A 26,642-nucleotide genomic window follows, 5' to 3' on the forward strand; every position below is an offset into this window, starting at 1 on the left:
CATGGTAGAACTTACTCTCACACCTGGCTCGCTTGATTTAAGCACGCTGAGAAAAATTAATAATTCATCAGTAAAGTTAAGCCTTGCCAAGCATGCTGAGTCACAAATAGCAGCAAGCGCACAAACCGTTCAAAATGTGATTAACGAACACCGCACTGTATACGGAATAAATACCGGCTTTGGATTATTAGCCAATACTAAAATTGCCGATGATGAACTTGAATTATTACAGCGCTCCATTGTACTTTCGCATGCAGCGGGTATTGGCGAATACATGGATGACAGTACAGTAAGGCTGATGATCACCTTAAAAATTAATTCGCTGTCTCGTGGCTACTCAGGTATTCGCCTGCAAGTTATCGAATTTTTTATGCAATTGCTTAATAGTGAAGTCTACCCATGCGTACCTAAAAAAGGCTCTGTGGGTGCGTCGGGCGATTTAGCCCCTCTTGCGCATATGTGCCTACCTTTACTCAGTGAGGGTAACATGCGCTATAAAGGTAATATTATTAGTGCCGAAGAAGGCTTAAAAATAGCAGAGCTTAAACCGCTTACCCTTGCAGCAAAAGAAGGCCTAGCATTATTAAATGGCACACAAGCATCTACTGCATTTGCACTACAAGGCTTATTTAGAGCTGAAGATTTATATGCACAAAGCTGTGTTATTGGATCTATTAGTATTGAAGCCGCATTGGGCAGTCGTTCACCATTTGATGCGCGTATTCATGACATTCGCGGTCAACGAGGGCAAATAGATACTGCTCAAGTATTTAGAGAGTTACTTGATACTCATTCACAAATTAGCGATTCACACGTCAATTGTGAAAAAGTACAAGACCCTTATTGCCTGCGCTGCCAACCACAAGTGTTAGGTGCGTGTTTAACGCAAATACGCCAAGCTGCAGAAGTATTACTCTGTGAATCAAACGGCGTCACCGATAACCCATTAGTTTTTGCCGATGTAGGCGATATTATTTCTGGTGGGAATTTTCATGCAGAGCCGGTAGCGATGGCCGCCGATAACTTAGCGATCGCTATTGCCGAAATTGGCGCATTAGCAGAGCGACGAATTGCATTACTTATCGATTCTAACTTATCTAAATTACCACCATTTTTAGTTGAAAACGGCGGTGTAAATTCAGGCTTTATGATTGCACAAGTAACCGCCGCAGCGCTCGCATCAGAAAATAAATCATTAGCACACCCCGCTTCGGTCGATAGTTTGCCAACATCAGCAAATCAAGAGGATCATGTATCTATGGCCACTTTTGCAGCTAGGCGCTTAGGTGAAATGGCCAATAACACTCAGGGGGTTTTAGCTATAGAATGGTTAGCATCGGTGCAAGGGCTAGAGTTTAGAAAGCCACTCAAACCATCTAATAAGGTACAAAACGCAAAAACATTATTACGCGAACACGTTAGTTACTATGATAAAGATCGCTATTTTGCACCGGATATAGAACAAACAAATACACTATTAAGTGAAGGCAAGTTATGTGACTTTATTGACAGCAACCCCTTGCCTTCATACTAATACCAATTTTATAAAAAACATGATCGTTCTAGCGCATTGAATAGCGCACTTACTGCGTTAAAAATTATTTATATAGAACAACTATATATAATAATTTTCGCCTTGTTATAGCGCTATTCTCTTAGCGCTATAATAGATCACTCATTTAATGCAATTGGTATAAAATTTTAGTGGAATGTCTTTGCTAAATCCCATATTGATAAGTAAAGCCTAACGCCTCAATAGCTGAGCCAATCACTTTGCGCTCAGCTTTTTCGTCACTGGCAAAACGAGGCATTTCACTCCCCTGCTGCAGACACTTTAATGCGTAATATTCAGCTTTTGTTGGATGCGCCGGATTAACCACATTATAAATATTTTGCCCAACTGACCAATGTTCTATCACAGCAAAAATGGCATTAATAACATCTTGTTGATGCACCATATTTACCACTTGCTCACTTGATGTATTGAGCTCCTTACCCGCAACAAAACGACCAGGTTCTCTGTTAGGACCAAACAACCCAGCTAAACGAAGTACTTTGCCATCTTGTTGCAGCACTTGCTCTTCAGCCTCATAAAGCTTTATCTGTCGCTCATTAGTACACGAAATATCACTGCTTTCGCTATATACACCAGGCTCTTGATCGTACACACCTGTTGATGAACATAACAAAAAACCTTTAGCGTTTAGCCCCTTTGAAAGTTTAAGTGCTGCCGTGAGTGTGTCAGGATAATTACTTTCATTGTGCCTGCTACGCGGCGCGATAGCACACACCCAATAAGCATCTTGCAAGTCTATTTGATGTGTTAATTGGTCATTCTCGAGTATAAATTGACGTTCAAAATCAAACTTGTGTACATCACTTCTATGCGTCCCTTGCACTTGCCAGTCCGCTGTTTGTGCATTTACACATAAAGTATGACCTAGCCAACCGGCTCCTAAAACTACCAATTTATTTATTTTATTTTCCATTTTGTGTAAGCCTCCACTTTAAAAGAAAAATTAGTATTTTTGTCTAACTTTAATACAGATTTCAAACGCGATATAATTATAGGTACTCTACTAAATCAAAAGAATATGTGCACTTGTATTAAACCGTTAGTTATTACGTAAAATGCAACAACACTATTTAACCTGAACTCTTGATAATAAATCTATCTCGAGCAGCTATTTTCAGCGCTAACTGCGTTGAATTTACTTGCAATAGGCCAGCCATAATTACGAGTGAGCCACATGTTTTAAATGAAAAAGAGGCTCTTATTTAAGTGCATATTTAAGCGTTAAATTTAAGCTAAGTGTGACCCTTGTTTTTAATTTATTAATCACCATATCTTTACAGCTAGCTACTGTTTTTTGTAACGGTTTAAGGGTATAGCGTTATTTTTACTAACTAGATCAAATTTTTCCATTTTAAATACACATCTTTTTGTCGAGATAGTTTGTTGTTTGGCAGAGTCTGGTATAGTAGCGCACGTAATAAACAGTGCTTTTAAGTACTTCAAATACAAAATTGCTAATTAATATGTTCTAGGTGTTATTTAAAAGCACATATTAATTACCAATTATTAAAAATGGGTTGGCTGATACTCGGCTGACAAAGAATACATTGTAACGGTTTTATCATGATATCTAATTTATTTACCAAAATTTTTGGTAGTCGCAATGACCGCACTATTAAAAACTTTAGAAAGACGGTCGCGCTTATCAATGCACTAGAAACGCAATTAGAAGCGCTTTCTGATGAAGATTTAAAAGCGAAAACAGCTGAGTTTAGAGAACGTTACGATAACGGACAAAGTCTAGACGACATTTTGCCAGAAGCTTTTGGTGTGGTACGTGAAGCATCAAGACGTGTTAATGGTATGCGCCATTTTGACGTACAGCTACTAGGCGGCATGGTTTTGCACGAAGGTCGTATTGCAGAAATGCGTACCGGTGAAGGTAAAACGTTAACAGCAACATTACCAGCGTACTTAAATGGTTTAACTGGTAAAGGCGTTCATGTAATTACCGTAAATGACTATCTTGCAAAGCGTGATGCTGAAACTAACCGTTCATTATTCGAGTTTTTAGGCCTGACGGTTGGTTGTAACGTACCAGGTATGATGCCACAGCAGAAAAAGCAGGCGTATACTGCCGACATTACATACGGTACTAATAACGAATTTGGTTTTGACTACCTTCGCGACAACATGGCATTTAGCATTGATGAACGTGTACAGCGTCCATTATTTTATGCTGTAGTCGATGAAGTGGATTCAATCCTAATTGATGAAGCACGTACGCCACTTATTATTTCAGGCCCCGCTGAGGACAGCTCGGAGCTTTACACTGAAATAAATACCATCGTTCCTTTACTTGAACTTCAAGAAAAAGAAGACGAAGAAGGTATTGAAGGCGATGGCGACTACACTATCGATGAGAAATCTAAACAAGTTCACTTAACTGAACGCGGCCAAATTAAGGTAGAAGAGCTACTAACTGAACGCGGTTTGATTGAAGAAGGCGATTCGCTTTATTCAGCAACAAGCATCACGCTATTGAGCCATGTTTACGCAGCACTTCGTGCTCACAAGCTATACCAGAAAGATGTTGATTACGTTGTAAAAGAAAACGAAGTAATCATCATCGATGAGCACACCGGTCGTTCAATGGAAGGTCGTCGTTGGTCAGAAGGTTTACACCAAGCTGTTGAAGCTAAAGAAGGTGTAAAAATTCAAAACGAAAACCAAACGCTCGCCTCTATTACGTTCCAAAACTACTTCCGTTTATACGAAACGTTAGCCGGTATGACAGGTACTGCGGATACTGAAGCTTTTGAATTTCAGTCAATCTATGGCCTAGACACTGTCGTTATGCCAACTAATAAGCCAATGATCCGCGATGATCGTGCTGATTTAGTATACCTAACACAAGAAGAAAAATACGAAGCTATTTTAATCGATATTAAAGATTGCCAAGAGCGTGGACAACCTGTGCTGGTTGGTACTATCTCGATTGAAAGCTCTGAATATTTATCGCAGTTTTTACGTAAAGAAAAAATTAAGCACAACGTACTTAACGCTAAATTCCACGCACAAGAAGCCGATATTGTTTCAGATGCGGGTTTACCTGGTACAGTTACAATTGCAACTAACATGGCTGGTCGTGGTACCGATATAGTGTTAGGTGGTAACTGGAACAGTGAAGTTGAAAAACTTGAAAACCCAACGGATGAACAAATTGCTGAAATTAAAGCAGCTTGGAAAATTCGTCACGATGCTGTAATTGACGCGGGTGGTTTACATATCATTGGTACTGAGCGTCATGAGTCACGTCGTATAGATAACCAATTACGTGGTCGTTCTGGTCGTCAAGGTGATGCCGGTTCAAGCCGTTTTTACTTATCGATGGACGATGCGTTAATGCGTATTTTTGCTGGTGAGCGCATGACTAACATGATGCGTAAATTAGGCATGCAACGCGGTGAAGCGATTGAACATCCTTGGGTAAACCGTGCAATTGAAAACGCACAGCGTAAAGTAGAAGCACGTAACTTCGACGTTCGTAAGCAACTACTTGAATACGATGATGTAGCAAACGATCAACGTCGTGTTGTCTACTCTCAGCGTAACGAGCTACTTGAAGAAGGCGATATTTCAGAAACGATTACTGCAATTCGTGGTGACGTACTTAGTAATATAATTGATCAGTACATTGCACCGCAAAGCCTTGCTGAAATGTGGGATATCCCCGGTCTTGAAGAACGCTTAAAACAAGATTTCTTAATTGAACTGCCAATCGCTCAATGGCTAGCTGACGATAATAAACTATACGAAGAAAAACTTCGTGAACGTATTGAAGAAGCAGTTGAGCAGTCATACAAGCAAAAAGAAGAGATGGTCGGCGATTCTGTCCTACGTCAATTCGAAAAAGCAATTATGTTACAAAGTCTTGATCAGCACTGGAAAGATCACCTTGCTGCTATGGATCACTTGCGCCAAGGTATTCATTTACGTGGTTACGCGCAAAAGAACCCTAAACAAGAGTATAAACGTGAATCGTTTGAGCTATTCTCTGAAATGCTTGAAAACTTAAAAGTTGATGTTGTAAGCATTTTAAGTAAGGTGCAAGTACGCGCAGAAGAAGATGTTGAAAAAGTAGAAGAGCAACACCGTAAAAGTGAAAGCGCTCCTCGCGAATACCAACATGAGGAAGTTGAGCATGTTGGTGGTGAAACGCCAGAAACAGCTACAGTGATGGCTCGTACAGAACCAAAAGTTGGTCGTAACGACCCTTGTCCTTGTAAATCAGGTCAAAAATTCAAACAGTGTTGTGGTAAATTAAAGTAACCAATACTGTATAAGTAGTTAATAAAAAAACGACGTTAGCGTCGTTTTTTTTATGGAGTTTCAGAGTTATGACTATAGAAATTGTGCATGTTGCTGTTGGTGTGATTAAAAAAAACAATGCGATCTTCATTTGTAAACGCGCAGATGAACAACATCAGGGCGGGTTATGGGAATTTCCAGGTGGTAAGGTTGAGGCAGGCGAAAGTGTTTTTGCAGCACTTAAGCGCGAACTTATTGAAGAAGTAGGGTTAACTATTCACAGCTCTAGCCAACTTATGGTTATTGAACATGACTACGGCGATAAATGCGTTAAATTAGATGTACACGTAGTAAGTAACTTTAGCGGTGAAGCGCATGGTGCAGAAGGACAACCTAGCGAGTGGGTAGCAATTAGTGAATTAGGAAATTATGATTTTCCTGAGGCTAATGCCGACATAATCGAAAAGATAATCTCTCGGTACGCATAATACCAATTCGCTTAATTAAGTGATCTATTTTGAGGTAAGAAAACCGTGTCGATAACAAGGCAAAAGTTTTTTATTTAATCAGAGCTCAGGTTAAATAACCTGAACTCTGGATAATAAATCTATCTCGAGCAGCTATTTTCAGCGCTAACTGCGTTGAATTTACTTGCAATAGGCCTGCTATTGACGCGTAAATTCGCCTTGTTTTCACCAAAAATCTCTGGCTAGAGAAAATAAATTTAAATATCACTATAATTCAATACTTTAGTAAATCTCTTAACCAGAGCTCAGGTTAAGTATTATTGCGGATTGGTATAACCAAAGTACCTAAAAACTGCTCAGTTAGTCAGTAATGCAAAGCTGATTGAGCAGCATTTAATTTTAAAGCGCCCAAAAAAACACAAGTTAGAACGTATCCAAAACCAACTCTCGCTTTATAAAAATAGACTAAAGAATGGTCATGGATGCGATAGTATTTAATCACTTCACCTTAAAAGTCTATTCCGGCTTTTTAAACATAGCTCGTAAATTAGCCACTCTTGCTTGGCCTTTTTCCATACGTTCTGCTTGCGTATTAGGTGCCTTTTTATTTTCGAACGCAAGATCGTCTTGTGGTAATTCTTGTACAAATCGGCTTAATTCGGTTTGTGAGGTTTCACCAAATTGACGTCGTATTTTTGCATAAGTAAGTGTTAACTCTTGCTGGGCACGTGTAATACCAACGTAAGCTAATCGGCGTTCCTCATCTACGTTGTCTTCATCAATACTTACCTGATGAGGAAGTAAACCTTCTTCCATACCCACCATAAATACATACGGGTACTCTAAGCCTTTTGATGCATGCAGTGTTGATAAATGCACCGCATCGGTTTCATCTTCTTCTTCGTTACGCTCAAGCATATCGCGAAGGGTTAACTTACTCACAACTTCAGCCAATGTCATTGGCTCGTTATCGGCATCACCGGTCAACATATCGGTTATCCAGCGGTACAGTTCGGATACATTTTTCATGCGCATTTCAGCGGCTTTTGCGCTCGGTGATGACTCGTACAAATACGCCTCGTAGTTAATATTACGCACTAAGTCTTTAACTGCTTCAAGCGTGTCACTGCGTACTGCGTTATCAGATAGCTCAACAACCCAGCGCGCAAATCCGGCAAGCGCATTAAAGCCACGTCCTTTTAATCTATAGCCTAAATCGTTATCAAAGCAAGTAGCAAACAAGCTCGCATGTTTTTCGTTAGCTAATGTGCCAAGCTTTTCAAGTGTGACCGTGCCTATTTCGCGGCGCGGAGTATTTACGATACGTAAAAATGCGTTGTCATCATCTTGATTAACTAACAGGCGTAAGTACGCCATAATATCTTTAATTTCTGAGCGAGCGAAAAACGACATCCCACCACTAATTTTATAGGGGATACGGTTACTCATTAGTGATTTTTCAAAGCCACGCGCTTGATGATTACCACGATACAAAATCGCATAATCTTTATAGCTGGTACGCTTCATAAACTTATGCGAAATTATTTCAGCAACCACTCGCTCAGATTCATGTTCTTCATCACGACAGCCAATTACCTTAATTGGCTCACCGTAACCTAGTTCACTGAATAGTTTTTTCTCGATGTCGTGAGGGTTATTGGCAATTAAAATGTTAGCCGCTTTAAGTATTCGCCCTGCACTTCGATAGTTTTGCTCAAGCTTTATAAGCCTAAGCCCTGGATAGTCTTTACCTAATAACACTAAGTTTTGCGGACGTGCACCACGCCATGAGTAAATTGATTGGTCGTCATCACCTACCACGGTAAAACGGGCACGCTCGCCTACTAACAATTTAACAAGTTGATATTGGCTAGTATTAGTATCTTGATACTCATCCACCAGCAAATACTTAAACCGTTGCTGCCAGCGCTCACGAGAAGTGGCGTTATTAGTAAGTAACAAAGTAGGGATCATAATTAAATCATCAAAATCCAGTGCGTTATAAGCACGTAGCTGATTTTGATAGCGTGCATAAAGCTGTGCAAACAAGGCTTTTTGCGCATCACGTGCTTCGCGTATTGCTTGCTCGGGCAGCACTAATTCATTTTTCCAACTACCAATTTCCATTTTAAGTAGTTTGAGTAAATCTTTGTCTTTTTTTAGCTCATCTTCGGTTAAATCACCCAGTAATTGATTGGTATCTTGGTCATCAAATAACGAAAAACCAGGCTTGAACCCCAGTGTGCTTAGCTCTTTTTTTATTATTTCTAAACCTAGCGTATGAAACGTTGATACCCATAACCCTTTAGCATCTTGCTTACCAAGCGTTTGCAGCACTCGCTCACGCATTTCTTTGGCTGCTTTATTGGTAAAAGTAACCGCCGCTATATTTCGTGCTTTGTACTCACATTTTTTCACCAAATAAGCAATTTTATTAGTAATAACACGGGTTTTACCAGAGCCTGCGCCTGCGAGTACTAAGCATGGACCACTAATATATTTTACGGCTTCATCTTGTTTAGGATTGAGTTTCATAACGACCAAAGAAATTTAAAAGACGCACAATTTTAACGTAACCATTACTGCGAGCATAGCAATTGCCTTAATTAATTAAGGCAAAGATGATCATGTGTTAAATAATGTAGGTATAAGGTATTATTATCATTTTAGGCAGCAGCGAAGGGACAAATATGATCAATCCAGCAAAACTTGAAGAAATTGCTAAGCAAATCACTAGCAATATGCCACAAGGTGTAAAAAACCTAGCAGAAACACTCGAAGGTAAAACAAAACAAGTTTTACAAAACAAGCTTGCTGAGATGGACTTTGTGAGCCGTGAAGAATTTGATGTGCAAAGCCAAGTACTTATTCGTACTCGCGAAAAGCTAACTGAACTCGAAGCTAAAGTAGCATTACTTGAGCAACAACTTAGCACTGAGACTGACGCTGAATAATTAATTTAATGTACAAAAAAGGCAGCTTAGACTGCCTTTTGCGTTTTACTAAGTTTATTCAAACAGCTCATCAAGTACATAATAAGACAACTTAGCCTGCTGCTCTAAACTCACACTCAGTATTTTTTGCGCCACTTGCTTACCCGTTATTGGTTTATAGCGTTTTAAAAATGGGAGTTGTGTAATAACAGGTAAAATAATACTGCCTATCTTTTCTGCCACTCTGAATTGCTCACGATCACCTAATAATAAAGACGGTTGAAAAATACTTATTTTGTCAAAAGCGAGTGCTTTAATATGCTGTTCAAGCTCACCCTTCATTTTTAAATAAGGACTATTACTGTGTGCATTAGCACCACTTGATGACACTAAACAGTAATGTGAGACGCCATTACTTGCCGCCAGTTGCGCGGCTATAAACTGATAATCAACATCAACTCTGCGCTGAGCTTGGGTTGAGCCTGCTTGCTTACGTGTTGTGCCTAAACACGAGAACAATACGTCACCTTTAAAAAACTCAACGTATTGAGTTAATTTTTCAAAATCAATAACGTGATTAACTAACTTTGCATGTGTAAGTGGCAAAGCCCGACGACTTAACGTAACAACTTGTGTATAGTGCTCGCTATTGAGTAACTTATGCAGCAACTCATTACCGACCAAACCTGTAGCACCTATTAATATCGCCGTCTTAGTCATAGTTTTATTTACTCTCACCTACTTTTTTAAGCACGTGCTGTACTGCTCTTTTATAACTTTGTGTTTCCTCGCTGGCGCACGTTACAACCGACTCCAAATCATGAAGGTGCCCATTTTCTAAACCATAAACCCAACCATGAACACTGAGCTCTTGCCCGCGCTCCCACGCGTCTTGCACAATGTTAGTACGACATACATTACGTACTTGTTCGATTACGTTTAACTCAATAAGACGGCTTAAGCGCTCGCTTTCTGGCATTGCGTTAAGTTGCTCAAGGTGCTTTTCTTTTACATCACCTACATGGCGCAGCCAGTTGTCAATAAAGCCAAATTTTGCATTGCTTAAAACGGCTTGTACGCCACCACAACCGTAATGCCCCACAACCATAATGTGTTTTACTTTTAATACTTCCACAGCGTACTGCATAACCGACAAACAATTATGGTCAGTGTGTACAACCACGTTAGCAACGTTACGATGTACAAATAATTCGCCTGGTAGTAAATCAACTATTTGATTAGCAGGTACGCGAGAGTCAGAACAACCAATCCATAAATATTCAGGATTTTGTTGCATTGATAAAATTTTAAAAAAGTCAGGGTCGGCTTCGCTTGTACGAGCAGCCCAGCGTTTATTATTTTCGAATAAATTTTTTAACTTTCTCATTACATCTCTTATTAAGTCGAGGACGGAAATTTAATGGATACTGGCAAGAATTAAAATATTACGAGGCGTTAACTGCTTCTCGCAAAAAATATTAACACTCACCTGATAACCTTGCTGCTGCAAATATAAAGCACGATCGAGCACAAGCCAAACCTCAATTGCTCTTCGGAACACATGTCGAACCAGTTCAATTCGGTCAGTTATTTTTTTTCGCGCCTGCCCCACTTCTAAAAACTGATTATAATCAGTAGATTGAGGTAACGTTATATCTTTTTTTTCAGCAGCCCATGCGCAAAATGATTTGAACGAATCTGAGAATATTGCTTTATTAACCGAAGGCACGCTTACGTAGTGTGATTCATTCGTAATCGACTTTCTTAGTGCGTCAAAACCGAGTCGCCATTCTAATTCTGTTTTACGCACTTTTTCCAGACGAGAAGGCGCTGTAACGGTTTCTTGCAATGCGAGCTTTAAATCACGATGCGTTAGCTTAAGCGTACTTTGCTTTGCAACCTCACTCATAGCAAGGTATTCATTAGCCGTAAATAGGTGATAACAACAAGGTGAAAAGCTAATTTTTTGTACTTTAGCTAAACTTGCTTGGCGCATAAATGTTTGGTGCAAGCCACCGCATGCATGCAGCGCTACAGCATGCATATCAGCATTAAAAAATTGAGTAATGTCATCTTTTAGCACATCTGCTTGGCTAAAGTGCATTGCTAAGCCTTGTTGCTGTGCACTTTTTTGCCCTTGCTCACATAAGCTTTGTTGCAGCTCAATACTGTGCACATCACTTGCGCCATTAAAAGCAAGCATTCGCCCTAAATGCCCTTTACCAGCACACCACTCTAAAACTGGCTGTTTAGTATTAGGCAGTGCCGATACAAAATCTTGTAACTGATCAAACTTACGACCTTTAATACCGTTACTTATCCAAAATGGATAATCAGTTCGGTTTAACTCCGCGCCTGGTAGTTCACACAAATTAGCAAGTTCACCAAGGTCATTTATGTATTGACTAAAAAATTGATATAACTGACTTTGATCGTTATCAAGTGCTGTAACTTGATCGTCACTTAGCCCATTAAGTACCTCTTGTAGTTTTGGCCACGGGATCGCGTCAAAATCAAATGCAGTACACTGCCAATACTGGCGATTGCGTAGTAAAAGTGAATCAAGGGCAAAGAATTGCTCAGCTAAAGTCATAACAACTTAAAGTAAAAAAAAAGACAGTCGATTATAGCAGTTCAGTAGATTCTCATTAAGCGGTTATTTTTTGCTAAAAATCAGCCGTATATACAAAGGTATCGAAATAATACTCACCAGAATAGCGGCTATGAGCATCCAAGATAATTGCATTGCTTCGGGTTCTTGATATTTATATATAAAACTTGCTTTAACGTCATCAAATTTACTTTGCTGTATGCTATATAAATCCGCGATTAAACGCCATTTTGCTATAGACATATGCCCTAAGTTGGTTGTAGGAGGCATTATGTAATTTTTTAATACTTCAGCCTCAAAAGCGAGCTGATGAAAACTTTTACTTGGCGCATATACTTGTTGCGTAATATTAATTGCTTCATCCATGTTCATCATCGCATAACGCCAGCCTTTTAAACTGGCCTGATAAAATTTCTCGACGGTTTGCGGGTATTTTTTAAGCATATATTCGCTGGTAAATAAAATATCAGCGTACACATCCATACCATATCGCTGCGGACAAATAAGGCGATGCGCAATACCTTGCTGGGTCATATAATAAGGCTCAGTAGTGACGTATACTTGCATCGCATCTAGCTTGTTTTCAATCCATGCTTGATTTGGATTTTCCCCCTCATAAACCTTAAGCCTATCAGTATCTACCCCGCTGCGCTTAAGCATAACCATTAATTCGGTAGCATCCTTACGGCTTACGCCAGTAATGCGTTTATTAGCAAAGTTGCGTGGATGGAAAATATCGGAAGTATCTTTAACCATCCAGCAGTAAGGTGAAAACTGCAGCATGGCAGCCATAGCAACAAGGGGTTGACCATTAATACGTTGTTGTAAAATACCTGAATGACCGACACCAAACTGTGCTTTATTATTGGCAACGGGTTCGAAGGTATCGGGCATCATCGGATTAGCGGGTTTAATAATTACATCAAGGCCAACTTCGTCATAAAAGCCTTTTTGTTTTGCCATATAATAACCAGCAAACTGAAATTGATGCGTCCATTTTAGCTGTAATGTGACAGATTCTTGCGCCACTATATGGCTACAAAAAAAGCACAATCCAATAATTAATCCCTTAAATAGCAACTAGGTATCCTCAAAAGTATGGCGATTACCTGTAACTATATGTAAAACTTGTGATAAAGCAAGCACCCTAGTTAGGTGCCTGCCTTTAAAGAAGGACTATACTGAGGCGAGTTTTTCGGCTTTTTCTGCTTGCGGCTTTGATGTTAAAAATTGGCTAAAGCACGGATTTTGTGTTTCATCTTGCACACTGTAGCCTAAACGATTTAAATGTTCGTTAAACATCTCATACTGACTTGGCTCAATAGCAAAACCTGCCAGTACATTCCCCATCGAACCACCGTGATTACGATAATGAAATAAGGTAATGTTCCAATTACTACCTAAAGTATCTAAAAAGCGTGCAAGCGCACCTGGATATTCAGGAAATTCAAAACGCAGTAAACGTTCATGTAATTGCTCTGGTGCTTTTCCGCCAACCATATAGCGCACATGTAATTTAGCGAGTTCGTTATCCGACAGGTCGCAAAATTGGTAATCATTATTTGTTAAGTCTTGCTTTAGCTCATTAAGCTCTTGCTCGCCTTGGCGCAGGGCAATACCTACAAATATTTGTGCTTCACCAGGTCCTGCATAACGGTAGTTAAACTCAGTAATAGCACGACCACCTAAAGAAGCACAAAACTGTTTAAAACTGCCTTTTTCTTCCTTAATAGTAACCGCTAATAACGCTTCGTTTTTTTCACCCAGCGCAGTGCGCTCTGCTACATAACGCAGGCGATCAAAGTTTAAATTAGCACCCGAAAGCACAGCCGCTAGATGCAACCCTTTTAACCCCGATTGCTGACTCCACTTTTTAAGCCCAGCCGTTGCAAGTGCACCCGAAGGTTCTGCAATTGCACGCGTAGATACAAAAATGTCCTGCATGGCTGCACATATTTCGTCGCTAGTTACTGTAACAACCTCATCGCAAAACTTTTGCGCTAAACGAAATGTTTCAGTGCCAATAATTTTAACCGCTACGCCATCGGCAAAACTACCAACGCGATCAAGCTCTACTGGCTTACCTGCTTCAAGTGCAGCTTGTAAACACGCACTTTCATCGGCTTCTACGCCAATTACCTTTATATCTGGACGCAGCGATTTAATGTAAACCGCCATACCAGCAAGTAAACCGCCGCCGCCAACAGGAATAAACACAGCATCAAGCTCGTTTAATTGCTGCATTAACTCGCGTGCTACAGTGCCTTGACCAACAATGACGTCTGGGTCATCAAATGGTGGGACAAATATACCGTTACGTTGCTCTGTAAGTTCAAGCGCATATCCTTTTGCGGCATCAAAATGATGCCCATGTAATACAACTTCACCGCCAAGCGCGCGTACGGCGCTTACTTTTATTTCAGGCGTTGTTACTGGCATTACAATGGTGGCTTGATGCCCTAAGTGAGATGCACTTAATGCAACCCCTTGAGCATGATTACCCGCAGAAGCGGTAATAACCACTGAGCCTTTAGGTAATTTATTTAATTTGTTATACGCCCCGCGTAACTTAAATGAATACACGGGCTGTTGGTCTTCACGCTTTAACCAAACATGGTTACCTAGCTTTTTACTGAGTTCAGCCATTTTGCTAACCTCAGTAACTTTAGCCAAAGGCTCCATGTTTGCTTGAATAATAGCGCGAAAATAATCGAGCTCTTGAGAGACCATAATTAACTAAGCGCCTCCAATTTAGCTAAATCGCGCACAGCGCCTTTATCAGCACTTGTTGCAAGTAATGCATAAGCCTTTAAAGCAGACGAGACATAGCGCTCACGATCAACTGGTTTGTACGCCATTTTTCCGCGTGCTAATTGCTTTTGTTTACGTGCCTCAAGTTCTTCATCGCTTAGCGCTAACGTAATTTCGCGTGTTGCGATATCAATAATGATTTTGTCGCCATTTTCAACATAAGCAATTGCACCACCACTTGCAGCCTCTGGCGATACATGGCCAATTGATAAACCCGAAGTACCACCCGAAAAGCGACCATCTGTAATAAGAGCACACTTTTCAGCTAAGCCTTTCGATTTTAAGTAGCTTGTTGGGTATAGCATTTCTTGCATACCTGGGCCCCCTTTTGGCCCTTCATAACGAATAACAACGACATCGCCCGCTTTTACTTCGTTATTTAAAATCCCTTCTACCGAGTCATCTTGTGATTCGTACACCACTGCGGTGCCTTCAAAATGTAGCATTTCGTCAACGACACCTGCACTTTTTACAACACAACCATCAACGGCTAAATTCCCCGAAAGCACAGCTAAACCACCGTCTTGGCGAAAAGCGTGTTCTACACTACGAATACAACCATTAACACGGTCGTTATCGCCTTCATCCCAACGACACTCTTGGCTCATTGCTTTAGTGGTACGAATGCCCGCAGGACCCGCACGGTAAAATTTGCGCGCAACTTCGTTAGTAGGATCTGTTGCATCCCATTTTTTAACAAGCTCAGCCATTGTTGACCCTGCAACATGATTAACCGACATATCAACTAAGCCTGCTTTACCAAGCTCGCGTACGACTGCCATCATGCCACCAGCACGGTGTACATCTTCAATATGGTACTCTGGTGTTGCTGGTGCAACTTTACATAAAAACGGTGTTTTACGAGAAAGCGCATCAATATGCGACATATCAAAATCAACGCCCGCTTCTTGCGCTGCAGCGAGTAAATGTAATACGGTATTTGATGAGCCACCCATTGCAATATCAACCACCATTGCATTCATAAAGGCTGTTTTGTTAGCAATAGCACGTGGCAATACATCTTGATTATCTTTTTGATAGTACTCACGACATAAATCAACAATACGAGCCCCCGCTTCAACATAAAGTTGTTTACGGTCTTTATGAGTCGCAAGCGTCGTGCCGTTACCCGGAAGTGCTAAACCAATCGCTTCTAGCAGACAGTTCATTGAGTTTGCAGTAAACATGCCTGAACATGAGCCACATGTTGGACACGCAGAGCGCTCTACTTGCTCTGAATCTGCATCACTTACCGATTCATCAGCGCCTTTAACCATGGCATCTACTAAATCAAGTTTAATATCGATGTTAGCAAGCTTAGTTTTACCTGCTTCCATTGGACCGCCTGATACAAATATTACCGGAATATTTAAACGTAGTGCTGCAAGCATCATTCCTGGAGTAATTTTGTCGCAGTTTGAAATACAAATCATCGCATCAGCACAATGACCATTTACCATATACTCAACTGAGTCAGCAATTAAGTCGCGCGAAGGCAGCGAATAAAGCATACCGCCGTGACCCATTGCAATACCATCATCAATCGCAATAGTATTAAATTCTTTAGGGACGCCACCGGCTTGTGTAATAGTTTCAGCCATAAGTTCACTTAGCTGATTAAGGTGAACATGCCCTGGTACAAATTGTGTAAACGAGTTAACTACGGCAATAATCGGCTTACCAAAATCGGTGTCGGTCATACCTGTTGCGCGCCATAATGCACGAGCGCCTGCGCGTTTACGCCCTTCAGTTGTTGTTGCACTTCTTAATTTAGCCATAGTTACCTCAGTTTTTGCCGCAAAATAAGCGGGCATTCCTCATTCTAAAATTGGTGAGTAACCGAGTGATTCAGTTACTCGTAAATTGTTTTTCAGTTCGTAATTACACAGCCTGTTGTTGCTGTAAATTTTGTAAAGTGACTTCTCTAACATCCACCAGCTTGTTTAACTGGCTGGTTAATAGGTGAATTGGTTTATCACTATCTACCGTCATGTCTACATTATAAAAACCATCGTCCATATTGAGCTGAAAATGCGTAAGGTCAAAACCACGATGACGCACCACTCGTAAAAAGCGCTCTACCGCTATACTTTGGCTTTTTAATGCAATAGTTAGGCTATGTTTCATTTTGCTTTCTCCGTCATCATTTCGTCGTTCGCAGCCCCAGGTGGTACAAGTGGCCAAACATTTTCTTTATCATCAATACAGGCATGTACTATGTACGGCCCTTTACTATTAACTAATGCAGTTATCGCATCATCAACTTGATTAGCGTGAGTTATTGTTTGCCCAGGAATACCAAATACAGCGGCTAATTGAACAAAGTCTGGGTTATCCGACAGGTTAGTTTCAGAATAACGCCCTTCAAAAAATAGTTCCTGCCATTGGCGAACCATCCCTAAACGCTGGTTATCTAAAATTAATATTTTTACAGGTAAGTTGTTACGACGAATAGTGGCCAATTCTTGAATATTCATCATTATTGAACCATCGCCCGATACAGTGATAACAAAGTCATCAGGGCGTGCTACTTGCGCGCCAATAGCAGCAGGTAAACCAAAGCCCATTGTGCCTGCGCCACCACTACTTAAATGATTACTCGGATGACTAAATTTCATGTGTTGTGCTACCCACATTTGGTGTTGGCCAACATCGCAGCACACAACCCCTGTTTTTGGCATCCGTTGGCTTAGTTGGTTTAATAAGTACGGTGCAAAAACCTTTTCACCTGGGTAGTCGTAACGCCACGCATGCTTAATATTCATTTCTTTATTTGTGTCACACCACGCTTTAGGGGTTACAAAGCACTCAAGTGCGGGTAACGACGTTTTTAAATCAGCAATTAATGAAGCTTTAGCTGGTTTTCGCTTACCAACTTCAGCTGCATCGATATCTAAATGGATTACTTTAGCTTTAGCTGCAAATTTAGCTAAGTTGCCTGTTACGCGGTCATCAAAGCGCGCCCCTATACATACAAGTACATCACATTCTTGCACTGCGATATTAGCAGCTTGAGTGCCATGCATACCTAGCATACCTAAGTAATGTTCGTAATCAGGTAACACACTGCCCAACGCTTTAAGTGTCGATACAGCTGGCATCTGCGTTTTATTTAAAAATTGCATTAGCTCGTCTTGCGCATCAGCGGCTTGTACACCACCACCTACATACGCTACAGGCTGTTTAGCCTCACTCAACAATTGATTAGCAATAGCAACTTGCTTTAAATCTAACTTTGGTAAGTATTCATCAGCTGCTAGCCAAGGTTTAAAAGGGACTTGAGCCATTTGAATATCTTTTGGGATATCGACAAGTACGGGACCTGGGCGGCCGCTTTGCGCTAAATGAATTGCTTCTTGTAATATCTCTGCTAAGTCTTCAGCTCGCTCTACCATGTAGCTGTGCTTAGTACACGAAAGCGACATACCTAGTACATCTACTTCTTGAAACGCATCTGAACCAATAGCTGCAGTAGGCACTTGGCCGGTGATCGCCAATAATGGTACTGAGTCCATCATCGCATCAGCCAGAGCGGTTATTAAATTAGTTGCACCTGGGCCCGATGTTGCAAAACATACGCCTAATTTACGTGTGCTACGAGCATAACCAACAGCTGCAAACCCTGCACCTTGCTCATGGCGAGTTAGGTAGTGTTTGACTGGCGCGCCATACAGCGCATCGTAAATTGGCATAATAGCTCCGCCTGGGTAGCCAAATACTTCATTTACGCCGTGTTTGGCCAATAAGTCGATTGTTAGTTCTGCGCCTGTCATTAATAAACCCTCATTCCTCAGTGACAACCCAATTACATTTTTACGCTAAAAACTTTGCCCTTAAAACTAAAAAGCCCTCCGAACGGTTAAGTGCGGAGGGCTTTTTTAATGCTTAAGTTTTTAAAGCACTACGAAGCCCTCGCGGGAATAATCACCACGATAATAATCAGGACTAGGTTAAGTGCGTTTGTAAGCATGTAATTAATACCAAATTTTGTTCAATTATCGCGAAGGTTATTCCTTCGCTCTCTTTGTATATTAGTACCGCGCTAGGCCCTTTAAGTCAACACCAAAGTTAATCTAACAAAAAGACTAAAATGCAATTTATCAGGTTTTAAAATTCACTATACAAGTTAGTAGTGGTTTTTTTATGCTCTAAATTTAATCTCAGAAATTCACTATTCTTATATCCCTTATTTAAGGTTTGATTAATTTTTAAGAATATTTTTATAAATAAAATTATTTATCACCTTCAGGTAATACGTAGGTTCTCTTAAGCGACTCTTAAGTGTTGTTGCATAGCATGGCGTTGTTATTTTAAACGAGCCTAAATATGAACGTAACGAGCCAAACACCAACACAAAAAAAACCAAATCGTAGTAAGCGGTTTTACATTCACTGTAGTGCAAATGCCTTTGTGGTGATGATTGCCTGTTATTACTGTTTAGTTATAAACATTCCTTTTATTCAAGGTTCGTTTAGCGCCATTACCTCACTTGTATCTTTTTCGTGGCTATTTTTACTTTCAGTGCCACTGCTTTTGTTATGCCTTTTAATTATTTTCTTTTCGATAGTGTCGGTTAGGTGGTTACTAAAACCAATTAACTACCTTTTACTGATAATTTCGAGTGGTGTGCTTTACGGCTCATTAAATTACGGCGTCGTGTTTGACTATTCAATGATTCAAAACACGTTCGAAACGGATTCAAGCGAAGCACTGAGCTATTTAAATCCGCAGCTCATAGGCTTTCTACTGCTGTTTTGTGCGCTACCTGTTTTTATATTAAGCAAAGTGAAAATACACTTTACTCGCCCCCATCAAGAAGCGATTAGTCGTATAAAACTTATTGTAGCGTGCTGCTCATTAATTGCTTTAGTGGTCGTAAACTTTTACGCCGACTACGCAGCGACAGGCCGCAATAACCGCATTTTGAAAAAAGAACTCATCCCATTTCAGTATCTCTCTAGCGGTTATAAATATATGCGCGATCAGCTGCTGTATACCAATATGGAATTTAAAAATATAGATGCAACACCCGCTTTAATTGCGCCTAACACCACCAGCGTAACCGTTATGGTTGTTGGCGAAACAGCACGAGCAGAAAACTTTGCTTATCAAGGTTATAAGCGCAACACCAACCCTTATACACAAAAGCATAATGTGACGTATTTTAATAATGTGGCGTCTTGCGGTACGGCCACCGCAGTGTCTGTGCCGTGTATGTTTTCACTGCAAACACAAAATAACTTTGATCGATTAGCAGCCGACAACCAACAAAACCTGATTGACTTAGCACAACAAGCTGGCAGCGACGTACTGTGGGTTGATAACAACAGCGGCTGTAAAAACGTATGCCCCCGTGTTGTTAATATTGATATACCAACCACCCCATCAGCGCTTTGCGATGGAAAATATTGCTTTGATGAAGCACTTCTTACTCCACTTAAACGCAAACTCGCTAATTTAAGCCAAGCTAATACCGTTATCGTCCTACACATGATGGGCTCACACGGACCAACTTACTTTAAACGCTACCCAGATAAATTTAAGCAATTTACACCCACGTGCGATAGAAGCGACATTCAAAATTGCTCACTCGATGAATTAGTTAATACCTACGACAACACAATTGCGTACAGCGACTTTGTTAATGCCCAGGTAATTGAGCAATTAAAAGCGCTGCCAAACAACATAGATAAGCAGTTTTTATATGTTTCTGATCATGGTGAATCACTTGGCGAAGCCGGTGCTTACTTGCATGGTTTTCCGTATAGCTTTGCACCTAGCACACAAACGCACGTTCCTCTTTATATGTGGGCTGATAAGCATAATCAGCGCATTACTAATACCTGCTTGGCTAATTTAGACACCCACGCCGCACGCTCACACAACAATATTTTTCACACCCTTTTAAATTTAATTGGCATTAAAAGCAAAACGTATCAGGCATCGCTCGATTTACTTGCTAGCTGCCAAACAACATCAAGCAAAATAAAACTATGAGTAATAAAACCGTTATAAAACGCCAAGGCTTAATGCGCCTTATTTTTACCTTAAGCCATTCTTTCAACGGCTTAAAATGGATGAGTCGATTTGAAGCGGCGTTTCAACAAGAGTTAGCACTGTTTTCGTTACTCGGTGTGTTTGTGTGGCTACAAAAAATTGCACTAAAGGATAAATTATTACTGATAGCCAGCCTGCTTTTTGTATTATTTGCTGAGCTGGTAAATACGGCAGTTGAGGTTGTAGTTGATAGAATTGGCAGTGAATACCATGAGCTTTCAGGGCTCGCTAAAGATATTGCCTCTGCAAGCGTGTTTATAGCTATGCTAATTGCCGCTCTTATTTGGTGGGCTGTGTTATGGGCATAAAGCTAAATTTTATAGCTAAAATAACCAGGTTAATATTTAAAGTAATACCTAAGGTACAAAATGCACTTGGCCCTGTATGGATTTTTGTTGTATTTACTGTTTTGGCACTTAGCTTTTTAACACTTGCTCGCTTTGGATTAAGTGTATGGCAAGGGGAGCGTGTATTTGGATCGCATGCGTGGTTATCTATATTTATAGGTGGGTTAAGAGTAGATATAGCCACTCTAAGCTACATTATTATGCCCGCATTACTACTTACCTTACTGATGCAAAGCGTAGGTTGGCAAAATAAAGTACGTGGCCTAATTAAAATTTATTTAGTGACGATGTCTGCTTTACTCGTTTTTTTTGAAGTGATTACGCCTACGTTTATAAACGAGTACGATTTACGCCCAAACCGCTTATTTATAGAATATTTAATTTACCCTAAAGAAGTCTCAAAAATGATTTTTTCAGGCTATAAGTTAGAAGTATTTATTGCTGTTATAGCACTTGTTTTAAACTGTAAATTTGCAAGCAAAATATTTAGCAATCAATGGCAAAGCAAGTCATCACTAACAGGCTTAAACCAATCAATTTTAGCGCTTGTTTTAGTATGCTTAACTATTTTGGGCGCCCGCAACTCATTAGGGCACAGACCGCTTAACCCCGCTATGGTCTCGTTTTCTACCGATCACTTACTTAACGACTTAACCCTTAACTCCCTTTATAGCGTCGCGTTTGCAGTAAAGCAACTTTCTAATGAGCAATCAAGCCAAGACTATTATGGCAAAATACCCACCGATGAATTACTTAGTATTGTGCGTAGTAACATGCAAAATACGCAAGGCACATTTAGTGATGTAACCGCCCCTACAAAAACGTTTCATGGCGCAAGCAATACAGGTAAGCCAAAAAATCTAGTCATTATTTTACAAGAAAGTTTAGGTGCTCGTTACGTAGGCACGCTTGGCGGTTTGCCGCTTACACCTAATATAGACGCCCTTTATAAACAAGGCTGGGGGTTTGATAATTTATACGCCACCGGTACACGTTCAGTACGTGGAATTGAGGCAGTAATTACAGGGTTTACACCAACGCCTTCGCGTGCAGTTGTTAAGCTTGATAAATCACAACGTAACTTTTTTACCATTGCTGATTTTTTAGCGAAGCAAAATTACAACACGCAGTTCGTTTATGGTGGCGAAAGCCATTTTGATAACATGCGCAGCTTCTTTTTAGGCAACGGTTTTAAAAGTATCGTAGATACAAATAATTTTAAAAAAATAGACTTTAATGGCTCGTGGGGCGCATCAGACGAAGACTTATACGACCAAGCCGACATAGAACTTACTAAGCTTAAAAATCAAAACAAACCCTTTTTTAGCCTTATATTTTCAAGCTCTAATCATAGCCCGTATGACTTTCCTGATGATAAAATAACGCTGTACGATAAACAAAAACAAACCCGTAATAATGCTGCCAAGTATGCCGATTACGCACTAGGCACGTTTATCGAAAAAGCTAAAAAATCGAGCTACTGGGATGATACCGTATTTATAGTTATTGCCGATCACGACTCGCGCGTATCGGGTTCGAATTTAGTACCGGTTGATCACTTTAAAATTCCGGCCGTTATTTTTGGTAAAGGTATTACCCATAAACGAGATAACCAACTAGCCAGCCAGCTCGATATTCCTGTTACTCTACTTTCTTTGATTGGCGCAAGTGGTAAGCACCCTATGATAGGTCATGATTTATCAAAGCCAATTAGCGACAACAAACAACGCGCGATGATGCAATACGACAAAAACTTTGCCTACATGCACGATAATAAAGTGGTGGTGTTACAACCACAAAAACCAGCAACCACCTATACGTATAGCAATAACCAGCTTGTGCCATGTGAAAACGATGAGCAATTAGTAAAAAAAGCCCTAGCCCATGCGAACTTAGGTAATCTAGCTTATACAAATGGTTGGTACCATTAGTTATTATTCTTGCAGTGACTTGATAATAAAGCCTTGTTAAAGTAACAAGGCTATTTTTATAAACCGAGTAAACATGAAAATCCTCGTTATTGAAGACTCTGAAGCACTAAGACGCAGCTTGCAAGTTGGCCTTAGCAACCTTGGTTTTACCGTAGATGAAACTGGTGATGGCTCAGAAGGGTTGAGTATGGCACTGAGTGGAAACTACGACCTCCTTGTACTTGATTTAATGCTACCGAGCGTTGATGGCATGAGTATTTTACAAGCACTGCGCAGCAGTAATAGCCAAAGCCGTGTGCTAATTTTATCTGCACGAAGTGAGCCTCAAGATAAAATTAACGGTCTTATGAAAGGCGCTGACGATTATTTAACTAAGCCATTTTCGTTTGAAGAGTTACATGCTCGTGTCCTTGCATTACTTCGTCGTGGTTCACTGCAAAACCAACAAAATACCCTTACCGTAGGTGATTGCGTATTAGATCTCTCGCTTAAAACTCTTCACTACAAGCAACATGTCATTGAGCTCACTCGCAATGAATACAAAATAATAGAATGCTTATTTAATGCCCCAGAGCGAGTATTAGGACTCGAGCTTATAAGTGAAGCGGTGGTAGGTCAGTTTGATATGCTCTCTAAAAATGCGCTTGAAGCACACATCTCAACCATACGTAAAAAAGTAAGACAGTTTGATGGCGAGCTCCCGATAAAAAATAAACGTGGATTTGGTTATGTCGCAACAACAAAATAAAAGTCACTCAATAAAACGTAAACTCGTTAATAATATTAGCGCTGTGATCTCAGTTATTTTATTCACCATATTTTTAACCGTTGATTTAAGCGTTGATACTTGGGTGGAAGATCAGTTCAATCAGTCTTTAACTAACAAAGCTAACTACTTAAAAACCTTAGTTGAAGATGACAACAACGTGGTTGAATTTGATTTTGCTGGTGAATTTATGTCGGAGTATGAAGCAGCCGATGCCACGGAGTTTTACCAGTTATGGCATGGCCGTGATGTGTTTGAGCGCTCGGACTCATTAGCGCTTTATAAAAATGCTAACCTGCCTTTTTTAGAAATGCCGATAAACGAATCTAAAATTATAGATTACGAGCTCCCTAACGGGCGTGATGGCCGCGCACTTATAAGTCACTTTGTAGCCCAAAAAGACGATAGAAACCCCACTCACTCTGCTGTTTTTAATACCATGACTCTTGCGATTGCAGCGCCGACAGCCGAACTTAATAAAGTACTTATTATTATTGATGTGGTCTTTATTTTAACCTGTGTGCTTGGTGTGTTTGGTGTGCGCTATTTAGTGACACGTATTGTAAATAAAGGCCTGCACCCGCTACATAATTTAAATGATCAAATTAAGTTACTCGATATTACCGGTGTTGCGCAAACAATAGAAAGCGACTTTAAAGTAGAAGAAATAGAACCCATACGTAACGAGCTAAATAAGTTTATTACCGTTAATCAGCAACTCTATAGTAATGAAAAACGCCTAACAAGCGACATTGCACACGAGCTAAAAACCCCAATAGCTGAACTCATAAGCCTTTCAGAAGTGGCTATTCGCTACCCTGACGATAAACGTATTAGCGACACCTATACCAGTGATGTACTTAGTATTTCACAGCGTATGAAAACGATAGTAAATAACCTATTGTTATTACAACGTTCAAACAGCAGTACAATGAAATTAGATATAAAAGCAATCACCCTCAATAACTTAGTCAATCAAACTATTAATGAACTGACTTTTAAGCACCCAACTATTAAATCGCGTTTAAGAAGCAATATTAGTGACGAACTTACACTTAATGCTGACGAATTTAGTTTAAATACCATTTTGTGTAACTTAATCGATAACGCACTATTTTATGGACTTCCTGAGGCGCCAATTAAATTAACTGCCGTAAATAACAGCACAAACATGACCATCTCTGTTAGTAATAAAATACAAAAGCCACTAAGTCACGATCAGTTGACTGCTATTTTTGACCCGCTCTATCAGCTAGATTCATCTAGAACTAATAATCAACGCCACGGTTTAGGGTTATCTATTGTGCAGAGCTTGTGTAACTTAAATGGCCTTACAATTACAGCTAACAATACCAAAGATACCACGCTAACGTTTATATTAACGTTACCCACTAAGTGAATTTAGGTTAGTATTTATATTACTAATTCTCGAAATTTTAAGGATAAACCATGAATGCCCTGATCCGCATGAGCCATTTATTTATTGTGGCGTTACTTATAACATTTAGCTTTAACAGCTACGCAGATCCTGCCTTATATAAAATAGAAAAAAATGGCGTTAGCTCTTACTTATTTGGCACCGTACACGTTGGTGATGCCAGCATGAAGGGCTTACCTAAAAAGGTAACCGATGCAATTAGCGCAAGCAAAGAAGTTATTGTAGAGGTTGATATAAGTAAACTTACCCCATTTGAAATGCAGCAGCGCTCAATGCCACTTATGATGCAAACTGATGGTAAAACACTGCAAACAGAACTGTCTAAACAAAATTACAATAAACTAAAAGACTACTTTGCTAAAAAATCGATTGATATTGCTATGTTCAATGCTTTAAAGCCATGGGCCGTAATGGTTACCATGATGCAAATTGAATTTCAAAATGCAGGCTTTTCTGATCAAACCGGCATAGACAAGCAAGTACTTAGTTATGCAAAAGAGCATAATATTAAAATTGGCGAGCTTGAAACCCTAGAGCAGCAACTACAAATGTTTGATGGTATGGCGCTATTAAGCAATGAAATGATTGAAGAAACCTTTGAGCAACTAGCCGATATTAATACTTACTTTATCAAGTTAGTTAATGCATGGAAAAGCGGTGACATGGATACACTAACCGATTACTACAACATGAGTTTTGATGAGAGTGACTACGGTAAGATCAGCGAGCAAGTAATGCTAATTAATCGTAACAATAATTGGGTTAAACAACTCACACCCCGTTTAGCAAACGAGCAACTGTTTATTGCGGTGGGCGCTCTACACTTACCTGAGCAACACGGTCTAATTAAACAACTACAAAAGCAAGGCTTTAGCGTTAGTCTTTTGTAAACTAAATTATTCTAAACTCGAGCTTATCTAGATAAACACCTACATAAGCTCATAATTTATAGGTGAGCTATGAAACGTTTTAAATTCGAAATTTTATTTTTCTATCCATGCTTCTACTCAATTGTGTGTATTACTACTAAGATGATCACTTTACACCCAATGGCGGACTAATTTTTGCTTCCATACTTCTTGTTACACAGCTCATTGCTTGTGCCGCACACCGTTTTTATAAAGAATATAAAAAGCGAATTAGCACTTAAAGCTTTTTACTTTTAACATTTTGAACCTTACTTTTTTACATGCAAAAAACCGCGCCTATAACCTTATAAAAATGGCAGAATATTTAAACCTTATTAAATAAAAAAGCCCAACTTAAAAAGCTGGGCCAATAAAAAAATATTTAACCTGAATTCTGGTTAAGAGATTTACTAACGTATTGAACAGACATTGATCAGACCAATTTCAAAAATTTCGATTTAATTTAAACGCTTAATTCTCTTTAATTTGATAAAATAACATCTCAACTTTGAGGTGTATATGAATCTAAAAATCAAACGGTTAGAC

At 39.8% G+C, this 26,642-nt stretch carries 20 protein-coding genes; 10 read left to right on the top strand and 10 right to left on the bottom strand.

Going from position 1 to position 26,642, the window contains the following annotated elements; translation table 11 throughout:
* The first annotated feature begins 1 nt into the window (after position 1).
* Positions 2–1,534 (top strand): histidine ammonia-lyase, encoded by a 1,533-nt coding sequence (hutH, locus tag H5119_RS07875; RefSeq protein WP_182701829.1) that lies wholly within the window; start codon positions 2–4, stop codon positions 1,532–1,534.
* Positions 1,535–1,718: 184 nt separating this feature from the next.
* On the opposite strand, the gene H5119_RS07880 is transcribed toward hutH, so the two are convergent.
* On the bottom strand, positions 1,719–2,489 hold the full coding sequence (locus H5119_RS07880; RefSeq protein ID WP_182701830.1) for an NADP-binding protein: 771 nt from the start codon (positions 2,487–2,489) through the stop codon (positions 1,719–1,721).
* A 650-nt stretch (positions 2,490–3,139) separates the two neighbouring features.
* Here H5119_RS07880 and secA point away from each other — a divergent pair.
* Together secA and mutT are read left to right on the top strand one after the other, a co-directional pair.
* On the top strand, positions 3,140–5,848 hold the full coding sequence (gene secA / locus H5119_RS07885; protein WP_182701831.1) for a preprotein translocase subunit SecA: 2,709 nt from the start codon (positions 3,140–3,142) through the stop codon (positions 5,846–5,848).
* A gap of 68 nt (positions 5,849–5,916) precedes the next feature.
* On the top strand, positions 5,917–6,315 hold the full coding sequence (gene mutT, locus H5119_RS07890; protein ID WP_182701832.1) for an 8-oxo-dGTP diphosphatase MutT: 399 nt from the start codon (positions 5,917–5,919) through the stop codon (positions 6,313–6,315).
* A gap of 495 nt (positions 6,316–6,810) precedes the next feature.
* On the opposite strand, the gene rep is transcribed toward mutT, so the two are convergent.
* Complete coding sequence (rep, locus tag H5119_RS07895) at positions 6,811–8,829, bottom strand: DNA helicase Rep (RefSeq protein WP_182701833.1); 2,019 nt, start codon at positions 8,827–8,829, stop codon at positions 6,811–6,813.
* A 155-nt stretch (positions 8,830–8,984) separates the two neighbouring features.
* On the opposite strand from rep, the gene H5119_RS07900 reads away from it, so the two are divergent.
* Positions 8,985–9,248, top strand: coding sequence for a ubiquinone biosynthesis accessory factor UbiK (locus H5119_RS07900; RefSeq protein ID WP_024608186.1), 264 nt, complete (start codon positions 8,985–8,987; stop codon positions 9,246–9,248).
* A 54-nt stretch (positions 9,249–9,302) separates the two neighbouring features.
* On the opposite strand, the gene H5119_RS07905 is transcribed toward H5119_RS07900, so the two are convergent.
* The 8 genes from H5119_RS07905 to ilvG all read right to left on the bottom strand — a co-directional run bounded on the left by H5119_RS07905 (position 9,303) and on the right by ilvG (position 18,422).
* Positions 9,303–9,947 carry an NAD(P)H-binding protein gene (locus H5119_RS07905; RefSeq protein WP_182701834.1) on the bottom strand — a complete coding sequence of 215 codons (645 nt, stop codon included), beginning with the start codon at positions 9,945–9,947 and terminating at the stop codon, positions 9,303–9,305.
* 4 nt (positions 9,948–9,951) lie between these two features.
* Complete coding sequence (gene can, locus H5119_RS07910) at positions 9,952–10,614, bottom strand: carbonate dehydratase (RefSeq protein WP_077536252.1); 663 nt, start codon at positions 10,612–10,614, stop codon at positions 9,952–9,954.
* Between the two features lie 30 nt (positions 10,615–10,644).
* On the bottom strand, positions 10,645–11,820 hold the full coding sequence (locus H5119_RS07915; protein ID WP_182701835.1) for a methyltransferase: 1,176 nt from the start codon (positions 11,818–11,820) through the stop codon (positions 10,645–10,647).
* A 63-nt stretch (positions 11,821–11,883) separates the two neighbouring features.
* On the bottom strand, positions 11,884–12,918 hold the full coding sequence (locus H5119_RS07920; protein WP_182701836.1) for an ABC transporter substrate-binding protein: 1,035 nt from the start codon (positions 12,916–12,918) through the stop codon (positions 11,884–11,886).
* Positions 12,919–13,014: 96 nt separating this feature from the next.
* On the bottom strand, positions 13,015–14,568 hold the full coding sequence (gene ilvA, locus H5119_RS07925) for a threonine ammonia-lyase, biosynthetic (RefSeq protein WP_182701837.1): 1,554 nt from the start codon (positions 14,566–14,568) through the stop codon (positions 13,015–13,017).
* 2 nt (positions 14,569–14,570) lie between these two features.
* On the bottom strand, positions 14,571–16,427 hold the full coding sequence (gene ilvD / locus H5119_RS07930) for a dihydroxy-acid dehydratase (RefSeq protein WP_182701838.1): 1,857 nt from the start codon (positions 16,425–16,427) through the stop codon (positions 14,571–14,573).
* Between the two features lie 103 nt (positions 16,428–16,530).
* Positions 16,531–16,776 carry an acetolactate synthase 2 small subunit gene (ilvM, locus tag H5119_RS07935; RefSeq protein WP_182701839.1) on the bottom strand — a complete coding sequence of 82 codons (246 nt, stop codon included), beginning with the start codon at positions 16,774–16,776 and terminating at the stop codon, positions 16,531–16,533.
* A complete protein-coding gene (ilvG, locus tag H5119_RS07940; protein ID WP_182701840.1) occupies positions 16,773–18,422 on the bottom strand; it encodes an acetolactate synthase 2 catalytic subunit in 1,650 nt (549 codons plus the stop codon). Before ilvG ends, ilvM begins: the two co-directional genes overlap by 4 nt.
* A gap of 553 nt (positions 18,423–18,975) precedes the next feature.
* Here ilvG and H5119_RS07945 point away from each other — a divergent pair.
* The 6 genes from H5119_RS07945 to H5119_RS07970 all read left to right on the top strand — a co-directional run bounded on the left by H5119_RS07945 (position 18,976) and on the right by H5119_RS07970 (position 26,078).
* Positions 18,976–20,646 carry a phosphoethanolamine transferase gene (locus H5119_RS07945; protein WP_182701841.1) on the top strand — a complete coding sequence of 557 codons (1,671 nt, stop codon included), beginning with the start codon at positions 18,976–18,978 and terminating at the stop codon, positions 20,644–20,646.
* Entirely contained in the window at positions 20,643–21,014 is a 372-nt protein-coding gene (locus H5119_RS07950; RefSeq protein WP_182701842.1) for a diacylglycerol kinase, read from the top strand. Before H5119_RS07945 ends, H5119_RS07950 begins: the two co-directional genes overlap by 4 nt.
* On the top strand, positions 21,005–22,984 hold the full coding sequence (locus tag H5119_RS07955; RefSeq protein ID WP_182701843.1) for an LTA synthase family protein: 1,980 nt from the start codon (positions 21,005–21,007) through the stop codon (positions 22,982–22,984). Before H5119_RS07950 ends, H5119_RS07955 begins: the two co-directional genes overlap by 10 nt.
* Before the next feature lie 73 nt (positions 22,985–23,057).
* Positions 23,058–23,732, top strand: coding sequence for a response regulator transcription factor (locus H5119_RS07960; protein WP_033028815.1), 675 nt, complete (start codon positions 23,058–23,060; stop codon positions 23,730–23,732).
* Positions 23,713–25,149 carry a sensor histidine kinase KdpD gene (locus tag H5119_RS07965; protein WP_138584732.1) on the top strand — a complete coding sequence of 479 codons (1,437 nt, stop codon included), beginning with the start codon at positions 23,713–23,715 and terminating at the stop codon, positions 25,147–25,149. The genes H5119_RS07960 and H5119_RS07965 overlap by 20 nt, the downstream gene beginning before the upstream one ends.
* 50 nt (positions 25,150–25,199) lie before the next feature.
* Entirely contained in the window at positions 25,200–26,078 is an 879-nt protein-coding gene (locus H5119_RS07970) for a TraB/GumN family protein (RefSeq protein ID WP_182701844.1), read from the top strand.
* Positions 26,079–26,642: the final 564 nt, after the last annotated feature.

This window comes from Pseudoalteromonas sp. SG45-5 (genome assembly GCF_014164085.1).
GTDB classification, from domain to species: Bacteria; Pseudomonadota; Gammaproteobacteria; order Enterobacterales; family Alteromonadaceae; genus Pseudoalteromonas; species Pseudoalteromonas aliena.

What these genes read in the sequence shown, in the direction of transcription:
- hutH (WP_182701829.1), top strand. Translation starts at nt 2, where the DNA reads ATGGTAGAACTTACTCTCACACCTGGCTCGCTTGATTTAAGCACGCTG.
- H5119_RS07880 (WP_182701830.1), bottom strand. Translation starts at nt 2,489, where the DNA reads ATGGAAAATAAAATAAATAAATTGGTAGTTTTAGGAGCCGGTTGGCTA.
- secA (WP_182701831.1), top strand. Translation starts at nt 3,140, where the DNA reads ATGATATCTAATTTATTTACCAAAATTTTTGGTAGTCGCAATGACCGC.
- mutT (WP_182701832.1), top strand. Translation starts at nt 5,917, where the DNA reads ATGACTATAGAAATTGTGCATGTTGCTGTTGGTGTGATTAAAAAAAAC.
- rep (WP_182701833.1), bottom strand. Translation starts at nt 8,829, where the DNA reads ATGAAACTCAATCCTAAACAAGATGAAGCCGTAAAATATATTAGTGGT.
- H5119_RS07900 (WP_024608186.1), top strand. Translation starts at nt 8,985, where the DNA reads ATGATCAATCCAGCAAAACTTGAAGAAATTGCTAAGCAAATCACTAGC.
- H5119_RS07905 (WP_182701834.1), bottom strand. Translation starts at nt 9,947, where the DNA reads ATGACTAAGACGGCGATATTAATAGGTGCTACAGGTTTGGTCGGTAAT.
- can (WP_077536252.1), bottom strand. Translation starts at nt 10,614, where the DNA reads ATGAGAAAGTTAAAAAATTTATTCGAAAATAATAAACGCTGGGCTGCT.
- H5119_RS07915 (WP_182701835.1), bottom strand. Translation starts at nt 11,820, where the DNA reads ATGACTTTAGCTGAGCAATTCTTTGCCCTTGATTCACTTTTACTACGC.
- ilvA (WP_182701837.1), bottom strand. Translation starts at nt 14,568, where the DNA reads ATGGTCTCTCAAGAGCTCGATTATTTTCGCGCTATTATTCAAGCAAAC.
- ilvD (WP_182701838.1), bottom strand. Translation starts at nt 16,427, where the DNA reads ATGGCTAAATTAAGAAGTGCAACAACAACTGAAGGGCGTAAACGCGCA.
- ilvM (WP_182701839.1), bottom strand. Translation starts at nt 16,776, where the DNA reads ATGAAACATAGCCTAACTATTGCATTAAAAAGCCAAAGTATAGCGGTA.
- ilvG (WP_182701840.1), bottom strand. Translation starts at nt 18,422, where the DNA reads ATGACAGGCGCAGAACTAACAATCGACTTATTGGCCAAACACGGCGTA.
- H5119_RS07945 (WP_182701841.1), top strand. Translation starts at nt 18,976, where the DNA reads ATGAACGTAACGAGCCAAACACCAACACAAAAAAAACCAAATCGTAGT.
- H5119_RS07950 (WP_182701842.1), top strand. Translation starts at nt 20,643, where the DNA reads ATGAGTAATAAAACCGTTATAAAACGCCAAGGCTTAATGCGCCTTATT.
- H5119_RS07955 (WP_182701843.1), top strand. Translation starts at nt 21,005, where the DNA reads ATGGGCATAAAGCTAAATTTTATAGCTAAAATAACCAGGTTAATATTT.
- H5119_RS07960 (WP_033028815.1), top strand. Translation starts at nt 23,058, where the DNA reads ATGAAAATCCTCGTTATTGAAGACTCTGAAGCACTAAGACGCAGCTTG.
- H5119_RS07965 (WP_138584732.1), top strand. Translation starts at nt 23,713, where the DNA reads ATGTCGCAACAACAAAATAAAAGTCACTCAATAAAACGTAAACTCGTT.
- H5119_RS07970 (WP_182701844.1), top strand. Translation starts at nt 25,200, where the DNA reads ATGAATGCCCTGATCCGCATGAGCCATTTATTTATTGTGGCGTTACTT.